The organism is Sphingobium phenoxybenzoativorans, from assembly GCF_001757355.1.
Taxonomy (GTDB): domain Bacteria; phylum Pseudomonadota; class Alphaproteobacteria; order Sphingomonadales; family Sphingomonadaceae; genus Sphingobium; species Sphingobium phenoxybenzoativorans.
In genome coordinates, this window is record NZ_MINO01000006.1 from 93,354 (window position 1) to 107,733 (window position 14,380).

Sequence of the window (14,380 nt, forward strand, 5' to 3'; positions counted from 1 at the left end):
GCAAATAGCAGAGCAACGCAAGCCGAACGCCATAGCGCGCGGCAGGCGTGCGATCAGCCGAGTCCGCCGATCGCTTAGCTCAGGGCGAGATCGATCAGGGCCATGGTCGAGGGGTCAAAACCGGTCGGACCATCCTTTTCGATCGATTTGGCGATTTCCTTGCCCAGCTCCACGCCGAACTGGTCGAAAGGATTAATCTCCATCAGCATGGCGTTGGCGAAGGTGCGATGCTCGTAAAAGGCGATCAGAGCGCCCAGCGCCTCCGGCGTCACATCGTCGAGCAGGATCGTCGTCGATGGGCGATTGCCCGGATAGGCGCGCGCCGGATCACCGGCATTCTCCTTGCCCCGCATCAGTGCAGCGCCCTGAGCAAAGCAGTTGACGAGCAGCGTCCGGTGATGGGCCGGGTCAAGGCTGTGTCCCGGCTCCTTCGACGCAATGAACTCGACGGGCACGACATGCGTGCCCTGATGCAGCAACTGGAACACCGCATGCTGCGCATCCGTGCCTACGCCGCCCCAGGTGATGGCGGAGGTCGGGCCATCGACGGGCGAGCCATCCGCCTTCACGCTCTTGCCATTGCTCTCCATCTCAAGTTGTTGAAGGTAAGAGGGAAGGAGCTTCAGCCGCTCATCATAGGCAAAGACAGCGCGGGTCTGGCATTTCAGGATGCGGGCGTAGAACTGATCCACGAACGCAGCGATCAGCGGCGCATTTTCGCGCGGCGCGGCAAGCCGGAAATGGCGGTCCATCGCCGCCGCCCCTTCCAGCAGGCTTTCAAACGCCCCCCAACCAAGCGCAAGCGCCGCCGGGAAGCCGATCGACGACCAGAGCGAATAGCGCCCGCCGACGGACTCGTTGAACGGCAGGATGCGTGTTTCGTCCACGCCCCATTCCATGGCCTTGTCCGGCGATGCCGTCAGCGCGATCACCCGGCCATAGGGATCGTCGACGCCCGCCTCCTGCATCCAGGCAATGGCGCTGGCGGCGTTCAGCATGGTTTCGGTGGTGGTGAAGGTCTTGGAAGCGACCGCCAGGATCGTCGCATGCGGATCAAACCGCGCCATCGCCTTTTCCAGCGCCACGCCATCGACATTGGACACGATGGCGACGTCATACCGCCCGGCTTCATCGCTCAGCGCATCGACAATCACGTCCGGCCCAAGCGCAGACCCGCCAATGCCGACATGCAGAATATGCCGCACGGCGCCCAGGCCATCGGCCTCTATAACGTCGATCAGGCCGCGCATCCGGCCGTGCAGCGCCTTGGCCTGCGCGACGCTTTCTGCATTGCCCTCGCCGCGCTCTGCCGGATGCTCGGCGGCGCGGCCTTCCGTATTGTTGATCTTCTCGCCGTTGAACAGGGCGTCCCGGCGGCCGGCGAAATCCACTTCCTCGGCCAATCCGACAAAGGCGTCGATCAGCCCATCCGTCAGATGTGTCTTGGACCAGTCGAACCGCAGCGGCCCGTGGGTCAGCGTCAGCTTGGACAACCTGCCGGGATCGGACTCGAATATGGTCTTGAGTTCGGGAACTGGCTGGTTCGAAATGGCTGTCCAGGCTTGGCTCGGCATAGGGTCGGATGCTCCTGACGATGGGCGATTCCCGGCCTTCTTAGCGGAAGGAAAGCGCGGAAACTATGCGGGTCCCTTGACCATTACGCCGCGACCTTACAAATGCGCGACAAATGGCGGAAAAGGATGTACGGGGCGCAATGGCCAAACAATCCGAAACGCGGGACTTCCTCTGGTTTCTCGCAAAGCTCGCACTGTTCGTGTTTATCCTGCGCAGCTTCATAGTCTCCCCCTTCAATATCCCTTCGGAATCGATGCAGCCGCGGCTGTTGATCGGCGACTATCTGCTCGTTGCGAAATGGCCCTATGGCTATTCGCGCTACAGCCTGCCCTTCTCCGTGCCGCTAATCCCTGGGCGAGTGCTGGCGTCGCGGCCCGAACGCGGCGACGTCGTGGTGTTCAAGGCCCCGCCGACTGTGAAGCAGGACTATATAAAGCGCGTCATCGGCCTGCCGGGCGATCTGATATCGATACAGAATGGCACGGTCATCCTGAACGGCCAGGCGATTCCGAAGCAGAAGATCGCCGATCTTGTTATCCCCGCCTCCCAGAACATGATCGACGCGGCGGAGAAGGAAGGCAATCGCTCCCCCTGCTATCGCCCGGAATTTGAGGAGGCAGTGGCCGGGGGCATGAATTGCCGCTACCCACAATATCGCGAAACGCTGCCCAATGGCAAAAGCTACAATGTCCTCGATCTGGTGCAGGACGGCCCGGCCGACAATCGCGATACCGTCGTGGTACCCGAAGGCCATCTGTTCCTGATGGGCGACAACCGCGACCGCAGCGCCGACAGCCGTTTCCCGGCCGAGGAAGGCGGCGGCATTGGCCTCGTGCCGGAGGAAAATCTGGTCGGCCGCGCACTGGTGTCGGTATTCTCGACGGACGGCAGCGCCAACTGGCTGCTCCCCTGGACCTGGTTCACGGCCGCCCGCTGGGACCGCATCGGGGAAGGCTTTTGAGCCGATCCGGCATGGGCGCGTGGATTGAGGAGCTGATCGGGCGCGCGCCGGGGAAACCCGCGCTGTTCACCCAGGCGCTCACGCATGGCAGCGCAGGCGGCAGCGATTATCAGCGGCTGGAGTTTCTGGGCGACCGCGTGCTCGGCATCGTCATGGCGGAATGGCTTTTCACCCTGTTCCCGACGGAGCCCGAAGGGTCGCTGTCGCGCCGGTTCAACGCCCTGGTCTCCGGCGAAACCTGCGCAGAGGTCGCCCGCTCGATCAGCGTGCAGCCACATCTGGTGCTCGGCAAGCAGGCGCGCGACGATGGCGCGGCGGACAGCGACAATGTGCTGGGAGACGTCATGGAGGCGATCATCGGCGCACTGTTCCTGGATGGCGGGATCGATGAAGCGCGGACGCTGGTGAAGCGCCTGTGGAGCGACCGGGTGCATACCCAGAACAGCGCGCCCAAACATCCCAAGTCCGCGCTGCAGGAGTGGGCGGCCGCCAATCGCCGCAAGCCGCCCGAATATGTTATGACCGGCAAATCCGGCCCCCATCACGCCCTGCGCTTCACCGTCACGGTGTCGATCAAGGGCGCGGGCGACGCATCGGCCGAGGGCGGGTCAAAGCAGGAGGCGGAAACCGCCGCCGCCAAGGCTCTTTTGGAGAAACTGTCATGAGCCAGAGCTGCGGCATCGTTGCCGTTGTCGGCGCGCCCAATGCGGGCAAATCCACCCTGGTCAATGCGCTGGTGGGGCAGAAGGTCGCGATCACCAGCCCAAAGGCGCAGACGACCCGCACCCGCGTCATGGGCGTCGCGATGGAGGGTGAGGCGCAGATCGTTCTGGTCGACACGCCCGGCATATTCGAACCCAAGCGCCGGCTGGATCGCGCGATGGTGCAGGCGGCCTGGGGCGGTGCGCAGAATGCCGACCTGATCGCGCTTGTGATCGACGGCAAGGCCGGGCTGGGTGAGAAGCTGGCGCGCGCGGTCGAGGGTCTGCAGGAGCGCAAGGAACGCAAATGGCTGATCATCAACAAGGTCGATATCGCCATCAAGGAAAAGCTGCTCGTCCATGCCGAACGGCTGAACGGCTCCGTCGGTTTTGAGGAGATATTCTTCGTCAGCGCCGCGACGGGCGACGGCCTGCCCGAACTCAAGTCCGCGCTGGCCAAAGCGATGCCGGAGGGGCCATGGCATTTCCCGGAGGATCAGGTATCGGACGCGACCGACCGCATGCTGGCCGCGGAAATCACGCGCGAACAGCTCTACCACCAGCTTCACGCCGAACTGCCCTATGCGGCGGCGGTCGAGACGGAGAAATATTCCGAGCGGCCGGACGGGTCGGTGGAGATCCACCAGCAGATCCTGATCGGCCGGACCAGTCAGCGCGCGATCGTGCTGGGCAAGGGCGGCGCGCGCCTGAAGGAAATCGGGTCGAAGGCGCGGGCGGAACTGGCGGCGCTGCTGGGCGTGTCTGTCCACCTCTACCTGCATGTGAAGGTGAAGGCGGACTGGGAGGATGACCGGGGCGTGTACCGCGACATCGGTCTCGACTGGGTGGAATAAAGCCCCCAGAATCCCTTTGAATAACGCCGCGCGGACGCTAAGCGGAATGCCATGATCCTCGTCATCGACAATTATGACAGCTTTACCTGGAATCTGGTCCATTATCTGATGGAGCTTGGCGCGCAGGTTGAGGTCGTCCGCAACGACGCCATGTCGGCGGGGCAGGCCCTGTCATCCGGCGCGCAGGCCTTTCTGCTTTCGCCCGGTCCCTGCACGCCCAATGAAGCGGGCATCAGCCTTGATATGGTTGCCGCCTGCGCGGAAACCGGCAAGCCGCTGCTGGGCGTGTGCCTGGGCCATCAGGCGATCGGCCAGCATTTCGGCGGCAAGGTGGTGCGCGGCGGACTGATGCACGGCAAGACTTCGCCGGTTCGGCATGACGGCACGGGCATGTTCGAAGGGTTGCCCTCCCCCTTCACCGCCACTCGCTATCACTCGCTGATTGTCGAGGACATTCCGGACTGCCTGGCGGTCAACGCCACGGCGGAGGATGGATCGGTCATGGCTTTCCGGCACAAGACGCTGCCGATCCACAGCGTGCAATTCCACCCGGAAAGCATCGCGACGGAACATGGCCACGCCATGCTGGCCAATTTCATGGCGATCGCAGGCATGCGGGTGAAGGAGCGGGCCTGATTAGCTCGAATCCTCTGTTCCGTAAAAATTGAACGACCCCCGTTCGTTTCGAGCGCAGTCGAGAAACCAGCGCGATGCTTCTCGACTGCGCTCGAAGCGAACGGATGTTGTGGCTCCGCCCACTCAAGACAGGGCCGATGCACAACAGGTGCATGATCCTCTGCTGACCTCTCTCGACTCTCCCTGCCTCCGCCCGCTAAGGCACGCGCCATGACCGCTCTGCCTAATCCCTCCACGCCATTGGCCGCCGATGAAGCCGCATCCGCATTCACGGCGATATTGGACGGCACGGTAAGCGACGAGGCAATCGCGGCTTTCCTGACCGGCATGAGCCAGCGCGGTGAGACAGCCGCGGAGATCGCCGCCGCCGCGCAAGCGATGCGGGCGCGCATGATCCCTATCGAAGCGCCGGAGGGCGCAATCGACGTGTGCGGCACCGGCGGCGACGGGCACCACACGCTGAACGTATCGACAGCCGTTTCGCTCGTCGTTGCGGCCTGCGACGTGCCGGTCGCCAAGCATGGCAACCGGGCAGCCTCGTCCAAGGCGGGGGCAGCCGACACGCTGGAGGCTCTGGGCCTTGACCTCAACCATGTGGCGGAACAGGCCGAGCGTTCGCTGGCGGATATCGGCATCTGTTTCCTGTTCGCGCAGAATCACCATCCCGCGCTGAAACGGCTGGGGCCAATCCGCAAGGCCATTGGCCAGCGGACGATTTTCAACCTGATGGGTCCTCTCGCCAATCCAGCGCGGGTGAACAGGCAGTTGGTCGGCATCGCCCGCCCCTCCTATGTACCCATCTATGCCGAAGCATTGGCGCAGCTTGGCATCGACCGCGCGATGGTGGTGTCGGGCGACGAGGGGCTGGACGAGCTTTCGGTTGCGGGCGGCAACGACATTGCGGACATAACCGGCGATGGCGTCGTCGCCATGCGCCGCTGGTCCCCCGCCGATGCCGGCCTGCCCACACATCCCATCTCCGCCATCCGGGGAGGCGACCCGGCGCATAATGCCGCCGCCCTGCGCGCCTTGCTGCTTGGCGAGACCGGCCCCTATCGCGACGCCGTGCTGTTCAACGCCGCCGCCGCGCTGATGGTGGCGGGCGCGGCGACCGACCTGCGCGAAGGTGTAGAGGAGGCCGCCGAAGCCATCGACAAGGGCCTTGCCAATGCCCTGCTCAATTGCTGGATAGCCTATAAATGACCAACAAGCTGATCGAAATCTGCGATGTGAAGCGGGAGGAAGTCGCCCGCCGCAAGGCCGCAATCTCTCTCTCCAGCCTGCATGAGCGCGCCGCCGGGCAAACGCCGCCGCGCGGCTTCCGAGCCGCTCTGGATGCAAAGGCGCAAACCGGATATGGCCTGATCGCGGAGATCAAGAAGGCCAGCCCCTCCAAGGGCCTGATCCGCCCCGATTTCGATCCGCCAGCCCATGCCAAGGCCTATGAAGCGGCGGGTGCGGCCTGCCTCTCGGTTCTTACCGACGAGCCGTATTTTCAGGGGCATGACGATTATCTGATCGCCGCGCGCGCCGCCTGCGCCCTGCCTGTCTTGCGCAAGGATTTCATGATCGATCCCTGGCAGGTGCTGGAGGCCCGCGCGTTGGGCGCCGATGCGATCCTGATCATAGCCGCCGCTTTGGATGACGCGGAAATGACGGAGATTGAGGCGGTGGCGCTGGATCTGGGCATGGACGCTCTTGTCGAGGTGCACGACGCGCAGGAACTGGAGCGCGCGCTGAAGCTCAAATCGCGGCTGATCGGCGTCAACAATCGCGACCTGCGCGATTTTACCGTGGATTTCGCACGCACTTATGAACTGGTTGGGCAAGCGCCGGAGGGATGCACCTTCGTCGCGGAAAGCGGCCTCACCTCCCATGCCGATCTCACCGCTATGGCCGGGCATGACGTCCGCTGCTTCCTGGTTGGCGAGGCGCTGATGCGGCAAGCCGATGTCGAAGCGGCTACGCGCATGCTATTGACGGGAACATGAGCGGTCTCACCCATATCGACGCCGATGGCAGCGCGCGCATGGTCGATGTGTCGGCCAAGAATGTAACCGTGCGCGAGGCGGTGGCGACCGGCCGGATCAGCATGTCCGCCGATGCCGCCAGAGCGATCGCCGATGGCCTGGTGAAAAAGGGCGATGTGCTCGCCGTCGCTCGCATCGCAGGCATCATGGCCGCGAAAAAAACCGCCGACCTGATCCCGCTTTGCCACCCCCTGCCGCTGAGCGCAGTGACGGTGGAATTCGCACTGGACGAAAGCGGCGTCACCGCGACCGCGACAGCGCGGATCGCCGCACAGACAGGGGTTGAGATGGAGGCGATGACCGCCGTCTCCGTCGCCTTGCTGACCATCTATGACATGGCGAAGGCGATGGACAAGGCCATGGTCATCGGCAATGTCCGCCTCCTTTCCAAGACCGGCGGCAAATCTGGCGACTGGCGGGCGGAACCGTGAGCCTCCGCCCGTGAGCCTGTTGCCCGTCGCGGAGGCGCAAAGGCGGTTGCTCGACGCGGCTCCCGCTCTGGGCGGGGAAACGGCGCCGCTGGACCAGTGCATCGGACGATGGCTGACCGGGGATGTGCTTGCGCGACGCGACCAACCCTGGGCCGACCTGTCCGCCATGGACGGTTACGCCATCCGGCATTCTGACTTGCCCGGACCTTGGCAGGTCGCAGGCGAAAGCGCGGCGGGCGACGCCTCCCTGGCTCCTCTGAGCAGTGGACAGGCGATGCGGATTTTCACCGGCGCGCCATTACCGTCCGGCGCGGACATGGTGGTGATGCAGGAGGATGTGACCCGGACCGGCGACGTCATCCGGCTAGCTCCCGGCGTCACGCCGCGCGCGGGCGCGCATGTGCGCCGGGCCAGATCGGACTTCGCCATTGGCGACACGCTGATCGAAGGCGGCACCCGGCTCAATCCCGCCCATATAGCGCTAGCAGCGATCGGCGGATATGGCGCGCTGCCGGTCGGGCGCAAGCCGCGGATCGCCTTAATCTCCACCGGCAGCGAACTGGTCGAGCCGGGCGAGGATGCGCCGCCGGGCCGCCTGCCTGCGTCCAACGCCGTGATGCTGGGCGCTATGCTGTCCGCTCTCCCGTGCGAGGTGGAGCAGGTGGGGATCATCTCCGATTCGCTGGACATACTGACCCACGCCTTCATTCGTGCGAAAAGCGCGGACATCATCGTCACCACTGGCGGCGCGTCGGTCGGCGATCATGATCTGGTGCGTCCTGCTCTGGAAGCGGCGGGTGGCGCGATCGATTTCTGGAAAATCGCCATGCGCCCCGGCAAACCGCTCATTTCGGGCAGGCTGGATTCCGCGCTTGTGATCGGGTTGCCCGGCAATCCCGTATCGGCATTCGCCACGGCGACGCTTTTTCTGCTGCCCGTCATCCGCAAATGTGCAGGTAGCATCTCCCCCCTGCCCGTGCCGGTGATGACGCCGCTCGGCGAAGCGATGGACGCCAACGCCAGTCAGCGCGACGCTTATCTCCGGGCCACCCTGACTGACGGATCAGTGGCGGTGTCGGGAGAACAGGACAGCGCGATGCTGCAATCGCTTGCGTGCGCCAATTGCTTCATCATTCGCCATGCGGGCACGCCGGCCGCAGACGCTGGAACGCTGGTGCCCGTGATCACCTTTTGACGCCTGATCCGGCGCGATGGACTTTTATTGATATTGGGCCTTGCCGGGGAAGAAATCGCGGCGGCGCTCGTCGCCCAACTGGCGCTGGCGCTTCTCATACGGGTTGCGGCGGCGGTCTTCCACCTTGCTGCGTTGTTCTGGCATTTCTGGCTCCGGCATCATCATGACTGGAAAAACCGCTATCCCGGCTTTCCGGTTCCGCCGGATGCGACGAAGCGTTGCCGCTTGACTTGCCACCATGTGTTTCCTATGCGTTCTGCATCCGTTCCAAAAATGGTGACAGATCATGATGACGTCAAAGCAACAGGAACTGCTCAGCTTCATTCACCGGCGGCTTGAGGAGGGTGGCGTGTCACCTTCTTTCGAGGAGATGAAGGATGCGCTGGACCTGCGTTCCAAGTCCGGGATCCACCGGTTGATCAGCGCGCTGGAGGAACGCGGCTTCATCCGCCGCCTGCCCAACCGGGCGCGAGCGCTGGAAGTGCTCAAGCTGCCGGAGGGCATGGAGCGGGCGAAGAAGCCCGCGCTGGTTGCAGTACCCAAAGCGCCTGCGCCGATCATGCCGATCGCGGCCAATGATATCATCGAAATCCCCATGCATGGCCGCATCGCCGCCGGTGTGCCGATAGAGGCGATGGAGGGGCAGAATATGCTGTCCGTTCCCGCCGCGCTGTTGGGTGCGGGCGATCATTATGCTCTGGAAGTGGCCGGGGACTCCATGATGGAGGCTGGCATTCTCGACGGCGACTTCGCGCTGATCCAGAAGACCGACGTTGCGCGCGAGGGGCAGATCGTCGTCGCCCTGATCGACGAGAGCGAGGCTACGCTCAAATATTTCCGCCGCGAGGGCCCTCGCGTCCGGCTCGATCCGGCAAATTCGGCCTATGAGCCGCAGCTTTACGATGCGGCGCAGGTGCGCATCCAGGGCAAGCTTGCCGGGCTGCTGCGCCGGTATAATTAAGGCGCAATGTTTCCGGCCTTCTGGCGGGAATATTGGGAGAAATGTGAAGGCGGCGTCATCCATGGATGGGCGTCGCCTTTTCGTTTCACGGTCTTTATCACGCCCTGCCGCAAATAGATGGCGACGCCGCCTGTACGGCGCAACATGGACCGGTCGATCTTCAGCCAGCGCGGATTACAGGTGCGCGGCAACCGCCTTTCGCTCACCACCACATCAGCGGCGGCGCAATCGCGCGCAAGCTGGCTGGCGGGAACCAGATCGAAACTGCGGGTCGCGAGCATCCGCCAGCGGCGTTCTCCTCGTACGATATCGACATTGCACAGGTCCCGGCTGCATCGCGCCGCCGGAATATCCGCAAAGGCTGCCAGATCACCATCATAGCCCGCGCTTTCCGAAAGCGCGTCCCGCACATAGTCGCCCGCCTTGTCGCGCAATATCGCCATGCCGCCATCGGGCAGGCGTATGGCGACATGGCGTCCGTCGCCCGTCACCATAATGTCGGGTTTTGGCGTCATGGCGATCATGGCCGCGCCCGCCAGCACGGGCAGGAGGCCGATCCAGCGCGCCCGGCTCCGCCATAACAGGCACCAGAGACCGCCCGCCACCGTCAGCCCGAACGCCATAGGGGACGTCGCAGGCGTCAGCGCGACCGCGCCGGGACTGGCGGCGACCGCTTGCGCCACAATAAGCAGGAGCGCCAGCGCCTTCTCCACAATCCACCAAGCCGGAAAGCCAAGCCCGGCAAGATCGAGAAACAGCGCCAGCGCCTCGAACGGCATGATGATGAAGGTGGTCAGCGGAATGGCGATAAGATTTGCGATCGCCCCAAGCATGCCTGCCTGGTGAAAATGGAACAAAGCGATCGGCATCAAGGCGATTTCAATCGCGAGGCCGGTCAGGAAAAGGCCCAGCAGATGACGTAGAAATCGAATGGGCATCCGCTCCTCCCGCGCCGACACCAGCGCGCGAAACCGGGGATGTTCGCCAAGGGCGACAATCACGGTCACGGCGGTAAAGCTCATCTGAAAGCTGGGACCGGCAACCGATTCCGGCCACAACAGCAATATGAACAGCGCGCCCGCCGCCACCAGCCGGAGCGTCAGGGAATCCCGGCCAAGCGCAAGGCCGCCCAGCACAAGCAGCGCGGCGACGCAGGAGCGCACCGTTGGCACATCCGATCCCGTCAGCAGGGTGTAGCCGATGCCCGCCGCAGCGCCCCCCGCAGCGGATAGGAGCAGCAGCGGCCATCGCAGCGCCAACCTTGAACTAAGCGCCAACAGGCGGAGGATCAGGAAGATCACTGCGCCGATCAGCGCAGTGACGTGCAGGCCGCTGATCGACAACAAATGCGCCAGACCGCTTCGCCGCATCGCTTCCGCATTGTTTTCGGGGATTGCTCCCCGATCGCCGGTTGCAAGGGTTGCCGCGATTGCGCCCGGTCCGCCCGCCACCCGCGCCTGGATATGCGTAGAAAGGCGCTGCCGCAGCGAAGGACCGCCATCGGCCGGCGTCTCGACAATCTTTATGGGCGGCAAAGCCTTCCCCGTCGCGCCGATCCCCATGAAGAAGGCGCGTTGCGCGAAATCATAAGCGCCCGGCACGGCGGGCGGCGCAGGCGGCATCATGCGCGCGCGAAAAGCGATGATGACCCCCTCCGCCAGCCCCTCTGGCTGGTCGGCGTCCGCAATATTGACCCGGACTTGGGCAGGCAGGTCAGGCCGCTCCAAGGGCGTCAGCACCAATCGCGTGCTGCCCTGCGCCGGAAGCGGCTCGATATGCGTGATACGGCCGGTCATTTGAACGAACGCCGCGCGCGCCAGCGGCGGCTCACCGAACGCCACCGCCTTGCCCCAGATGATCAGGCACCCGATGCTGGCCAGAAATCCGGTCGCCGCCAGCATCATGCGCAGGCGGGAACCGGCCGGAATCAGCCCCGCCGCCACGATCAGCGCGGCGCACAGGAAACACCATCCCATCCATGCGAAAGGTCCCGGCAGCAGGAACCATGCCGCAATGCCGCCACCCAGCGCCACCGGCGCCCAGAGGGCAATATGTTCCCTCTCCTTTTCCAGCCAGCGCTCGATGACCGAAAACAGGACGGAAAAAGATAGTCCGCCCCAACGCTTAGTGGAGGTTTGTCGTGGCTCAAAAGCCATGCTAGGGGGCGTGCGATCCATGAGGTTAAGCAGGAATGTCGGGGAATCGTTGAGTGAGCGCAACAACTGAAAACGGCACAAAAACAGGGCCGGTCGTTACGCGTTTCGCTCCTTCACCCACTGGCTATCTGCATATTGGCGGCGCTCGCACCGCCCTTTTCAACTGGCTGTTCGCCCGCCACCATGGCGGCAAATTCCTGCTTCGCATCGAGGATACGGATCGCGCGCGTTCGACCGAGGCGGCGATCGACGCGATCTTTGACGGGTTGGACTGGCTTGGCCTGTCCGGCGACGAGCCGCCTGTTTTCCAGTTCGCCCGCGCCACGCGCCATGCCGAGGTCGCCCACGCGATGCTGGAGGCGGGCCATGCCTATCGCTGCTATGCGACGCCGGAGGAACTGGCGGAATTGCGCGAGCAGCAACGGGCGGCGAAACAGCCCATGCGCTATGACGGCCGCTGGCGCGACCGCGACCCTTCCGAAGCGCCGGCGGGCGCGCCCTTCGTTATCCGTATCAAGGCCCCGCGAGAGGGCGAAACGGTCATCGAAGATGCCGTGCAAGGCCGTGTCGTTGTCCAGAATGCCGAGCTGGACGACATGATCCTGCTGCGGTCGGATGGCACGCCCACCTATATGCTGGCCGTGGTGGTCGATGACAATGATATGGGCGTCACCCATGTCATTCGCGGCGACGACCATCTGAACAACGCCTTCCGCCAGCTTACGATCATCAAGGCAATGGACTGGAAGGTGCCGGTCTACGCCCATATCCCGCTGATCCACGGCGCAGATGGCGCGAAACTGTCAAAGCGTCACGGCGCGCTCGGCGTCGATGCCTATCGCGACGAAATGGGCATGCTGCCGGAGGCGGTGATCAACTATCTGCTTCGCCTCGGCTGGGGTCATGGCGATGAGGAAATCATCAGCCGGGAACGGGCCGTCGAACTGTTCGACCTTGCCGGCGTCGGCCGCTCCCCGTCGCGCTTCGACATCAAGAAGCTGGAAAATCTGAACGGTCATTATCTGCGAGAGGCCGATGACGCCCGCCTTGCTACATTGGTCGCCCCCCGAGTGGCTGCGCTGATCGGGCGGGAAATGTCCGCCAATGACAGCAGCTTGCTCGCACAGGCCATGCCGTCGCTCAAGCCCCGCGCCAAAACGCTGGACGAGATCGCTGACGGCGCTTTGTTTCTTGTCAAACAGCGCCCGCTGGATTTTGACGAGAAGGCCGCGCTTCTGCTAGACGATGCGGCGCGCACGCTGTTGCAGAAAACTGCCGACGCCCTTGGCCAGGTTCCTTCCTGGACGATGGACGCGATCGAAGAAACAATACGCAGCGTAGCAGAGGACGCCGAACTGGGCCTTGGCAAGGTAGCTCAACCCCTGCGTGCAGCGCTGACGGGGCGGACCACCTCGCCGGGGATATTCGACGTACTCTTCCTCCTCGGGAAAGATGAAACATTATTGAGATTGTCGGACGCCCAACGGGTTTCCGCGAACTGACGCGAATGAAGGAGAACGAAGTGGCCGACACCAAAGCCAAACTGACCCTTGGAGAGAATAGCAAGGAATATCCGATCCTGAGCGGCACTGTCGGTCCGCAAGTGATCGACATCCGAAAGCTGTACGGCGATACGGAAATGTTCACATTCGACCCCGGCTTCACGTCGACGGCGAGCTGCGAATCCGCCATCACCTATATCGACGGCGACCAGGGCGTCCTTCTTCACCGGGGCTATCCCATTGACCAGCTCGCGGAAAAGTCGAGCTTCATGGAGGTCTCCTACCTGCTGCTGCACGGCGAACTGCCGAGCAAAGCGGAGCTGGAGAAGTTCGAATATACCATCAACCGCCATACGATGGTGCATGAGCAGCTTTCGACCTTCTATCGCGGTTTCCGCCGCGATGCGCACCCGATGGCGATCATGTGCGGCGTGGTCGGCGCGCTGTCGTCCTTCTACCATGACTCGACCGACATCAACGATCCCAAGCAACGGCTGATCGCCAGCCACCGCCTGATCGCGAAGATGCCGACGATTGCGGCCATGGCTTACAAATATTCGGTGGGCCAGCCCTTCCTCTATCCGCGCAACGACCTGTCCTACGCCGGCAATTTCCTGCGCATGACCTTCGGCGTTCCGGCCGAGGAATATGTGGTCGACCCGGTGGTCGAGGATGCGATGGACAAGATCTTCATCCTGCACGCCGACCATGAGCAGAACGCATCGACTTCGACCGTCCGTCTTGCCGGTTCGTCGGGCGCCAACCCGTTCGCGTGCATCGCGGCCGGCATCGCCTGCCTCTGGGGTCCGGCGCATGGCGGCGCGAACGAAGCTGCGCTCAACATGCTGCGGGAGATCGGCACTGTCGATCGCATCCCGGAATATATCGCCCGCGCCAAGAACAAGGACGATCCGTTCCGCCTGATGGGCTTCGGTCATCGCGTCTACAAGAATTTCGACCCCCGCGCGAAGGTGCTGTCGAAGGCCGCGACGGACGTGCTGGAGAAGCTGGGCATCAACGATCCCGTTCTCGAAGTTGCGCGCGAACTGGAGCAGATCGCCCTCAACGACTCCTACTTCATCGAGAAGAAGCTGTACCCGAACGTCGATTTCTACAGCGGTGTCATCCTGTCGGCCATTGGCTTCCCGACGGAAATGTTCACGGTGCTGTTCGCCCTCGCCCGCACCGTCGGCTGGGTCGCGCAGTGGAACGAAATGATTTCCGATCCAGGCCAGAAGATCGGCCGTCCGCGTCAGCTCTATACCGGCTCGGCGCAGCGCGACTATGTTTCGGTCGACAAGCGCTGAACCACGCTGGACAATCTGCACAGAAGAAAGGCGGCCACCCAAGGGAGGCCGCCTTTCTTCTTGGTAGCAAT

The 14,380-nt window shown here is 63.6% G+C and carries 13 protein-coding genes; 11 read left to right on the plus strand and 2 right to left on the minus strand.

All coding sequences use genetic code 11. The features are described 5' to 3' along the window. Positions 1–74: 74 nt before the first annotated feature. Positions 75–1,574 carry a glucose-6-phosphate isomerase gene (gene pgi / locus BHQ40_RS05205; protein ID WP_070153421.1) on the minus strand — a complete coding sequence of 500 codons (1,500 nt, stop codon included), beginning with the start codon at positions 1,572–1,574 and terminating at the stop codon, positions 75–77. Positions 1,575–1,714: 140 nt separating this feature from the next. On the opposite strand from pgi, the gene lepB reads away from it, so the two are divergent. The 9 genes from lepB (at position 1,715) to lexA (ending at position 9,344) form a co-directional block, all read left to right on the plus strand. Beyond that, a complete protein-coding gene (gene lepB / locus BHQ40_RS05210; RefSeq protein WP_070153424.1) occupies positions 1,715–2,536 on the plus strand; it encodes a signal peptidase I in 822 nt (273 codons plus the stop codon). A gap of 11 nt (positions 2,537–2,547) precedes the next feature. Next, complete coding sequence (gene rnc, locus BHQ40_RS05215) at positions 2,548–3,201, plus strand: ribonuclease III (protein ID WP_070153427.1); 654 nt, start codon at positions 2,548–2,550, stop codon at positions 3,199–3,201. Next, positions 3,198–4,091: a GTPase Era gene (gene era / locus BHQ40_RS05220; protein WP_070153428.1), complete on the plus strand. Its 894-nt coding sequence runs from the start codon at positions 3,198–3,200 to the stop codon at positions 4,089–4,091. The genes rnc and era overlap by 4 nt, the downstream gene beginning before the upstream one ends. Before the next feature lie 51 nt (positions 4,092–4,142). Then, a complete protein-coding gene (locus BHQ40_RS05225) occupies positions 4,143–4,727 on the plus strand; it encodes an anthranilate synthase component II (protein WP_070153431.1) in 585 nt (194 codons plus the stop codon). 210 nt (positions 4,728–4,937) lie between these two features. Beyond that, the gene (gene trpD / locus BHQ40_RS05230) at positions 4,938–5,930 is read left to right on the plus strand and encodes an anthranilate phosphoribosyltransferase (RefSeq protein WP_070153433.1); all 993 of its coding nucleotides are present in this window, start codon (positions 4,938–4,940) and stop codon (positions 5,928–5,930) included. Continuing rightward, positions 5,927–6,718 carry an indole-3-glycerol phosphate synthase TrpC gene (gene trpC / locus BHQ40_RS05235; protein ID WP_070153434.1) on the plus strand — a complete coding sequence of 264 codons (792 nt, stop codon included), beginning with the start codon at positions 5,927–5,929 and terminating at the stop codon, positions 6,716–6,718. Before trpD ends, trpC begins: the two co-directional genes overlap by 4 nt. Next, positions 6,715–7,188 carry a cyclic pyranopterin monophosphate synthase MoaC gene (moaC, locus tag BHQ40_RS05240; protein WP_070153435.1) on the plus strand — a complete coding sequence of 158 codons (474 nt, stop codon included), beginning with the start codon at positions 6,715–6,717 and terminating at the stop codon, positions 7,186–7,188. Before trpC ends, moaC begins: the two co-directional genes overlap by 4 nt. A 10-nt stretch (positions 7,189–7,198) precedes the next feature. Further along, a complete protein-coding gene (locus BHQ40_RS05245) occupies positions 7,199–8,383 on the plus strand; it encodes a molybdopterin molybdotransferase MoeA (RefSeq protein WP_070153436.1) in 1,185 nt (394 codons plus the stop codon). Positions 8,384–8,669: 286 nt separating this feature from the next. Beyond that, a complete protein-coding gene (gene lexA, locus BHQ40_RS05250) occupies positions 8,670–9,344 on the plus strand; it encodes a transcriptional repressor LexA (protein WP_070153437.1) in 675 nt (224 codons plus the stop codon). Here lexA and BHQ40_RS05255 read toward each other — a convergent pair. Further along, on the minus strand, positions 9,341–11,500 hold the full coding sequence (locus BHQ40_RS05255) for a ComEC/Rec2 family competence protein (protein ID WP_083276710.1): 2,160 nt from the start codon (positions 11,498–11,500) through the stop codon (positions 9,341–9,343). The two genes, lexA and BHQ40_RS05255, sit on opposite strands and share 4 nt — an antisense overlap. Before the next feature lie 53 nt (positions 11,501–11,553). On the opposite strand from BHQ40_RS05255, the gene gltX reads away from it, so the two are divergent. After that, positions 11,554–13,002 carry a glutamate--tRNA ligase gene (gene gltX, locus BHQ40_RS05260; RefSeq protein ID WP_070153443.1) on the plus strand — a complete coding sequence of 483 codons (1,449 nt, stop codon included), beginning with the start codon at positions 11,554–11,556 and terminating at the stop codon, positions 13,000–13,002. 20 nt (positions 13,003–13,022) lie between these two features. Further along, positions 13,023–14,309 (plus strand): citrate synthase, encoded by a 1,287-nt coding sequence (locus BHQ40_RS05265; RefSeq protein ID WP_070153448.1) that lies wholly within the window; start codon positions 13,023–13,025, stop codon positions 14,307–14,309. The last annotated feature ends 71 nt before the right edge of the window (positions 14,310–14,380 follow it).